Source organism: Ralstonia sp. VS2407, from assembly GCF_052950655.1.
The window spans coordinates 1-500 of the sequence record NZ_JBRFVG010000178.1; the positions used below are offsets into that span (position 1 = coordinate 1).

Below are 500 nucleotides of genomic sequence, written 5' to 3' on the forward strand. Positions count from 1 at the left end.
CCATCGCGCGTAGCTCTATCTCCCAGAAGGGGCCGGAGCCCGGAGGCCCCGGCCAAGTCTAGGGAGGAAACGCCCAAGATGGGCAGTGTCCGGTCGACGGACGCCAAACCGTCGCTCGAACCTTGTGAGGCTGTCACCAGCCGAATGGGGGAACGAGGAGCCACCTCAGCGCTCCCTCGCGGCATCAAGCCGCTCGGCCACCGCTCGGCCGATGCTGCTGTTGAGCTTCAGCGCCAGAGCGAACGGAAGCGCTATGAGGACAGCACGTCCTGCGCCATCGTCGAAGCGGACCCAGAGGACGCGTTCGCCCGGGTGCCGCTCCTTGTTGTCGACGGACACGCTGTGCGCGGCCAAGGGACCTGGATCGGTCGGCGGCGCGTACTCGGCGGCCGTGTCCTTCTCCAACCGATCCGCCTTGGCCTCCAGGAGGCGGGCGCGGGCCTTGTCGAGGAGCGTCGCGCCCATGTCGCGCAGGTGCGGCGCGCCGACCGGCTCCGACA

At 69.2% G+C, this 500-nt stretch carries 1 protein-coding gene; it reads right to left on the minus strand.

Translation table 11 applies throughout. The annotated features are described in order from the left end of the window. Window positions 1-165: 165 nt before the first annotated feature. On the minus strand, window positions 166-500 hold a 335-nt coding region (locus ACU8YE_RS24490), incomplete at its 5' end, for a hypothetical protein (protein ID WP_446929987.1).